At 53.6% G+C, this 711-nt stretch carries 1 pseudogene; it reads left to right on the top strand.

Annotated elements, in window-relative coordinates:
* A pseudogene (locus O3681_RS11015) lies at positions 1 to 711 on the top strand (hypothetical protein); the annotation flags it as partial.

Raw genomic sequence — 711 nt, forward strand, 5'->3', positions numbered from 1 at the left:
CTATAGCATCGACTTGGCTGATAGCACCAAAGACGACATCCAAAAAGGTGTGGATGCCAAAACCACCGTTGACAACAAAGGCCTGACCTTCAACGGCGACAGCGGCAGCACCAATATCGAAAAACTCGGCTCCACCGTGACCGTTGCCGGCGACGACAACATCACCACCGAAGCCCAAGACGATAAAGTGACCGTTAAGCTGAACAAAGACCTGGTCGTAGACAGCGTCAAAGCCGGCGACACCACCGTTAACAACGACGGTGTAAAAGTAGGCGACGATGTTGCATTGACCCAAGACGGCGTTAAAGCAGGTGATGTCAAACTGACCAAAGACGGTTTGAACAACGCCGGCAACAAAGTGACCAACGTAGCTGCCGGTACCGACGATACCGACGCCGTTAACTACGGTCAGCTGAAAGAAACCAACGCCAATGTGGCCAAAGGTCTGAACATTGCTGCCGACAACGGTAACGACGACAACGTCCAACTGGGCGAAACCGTTGCCTACCGCAGCAGCGACAAAAACATCGTCACCACCGTGTCCGACAACCAGATTGACTTTAAACTGGCCAAAGACATCACCGTTGACAGCGTGACTGCAGGCGACAGCAAACTGAATTCAGACGGCCTCACCATTACCGGTGGCCCGAGTGTGACCAAGTCAGGCATCAATGCCGCCGGCAACAAGATCACCAATGTTGCCCCGGGTAC

This window comes from Neisseria sp. 27098_8_158 (assembly GCF_041433145.1).
GTDB lineage: Bacteria > Pseudomonadota > Gammaproteobacteria > Burkholderiales > Neisseriaceae > Neisseria > Neisseria subflava_E.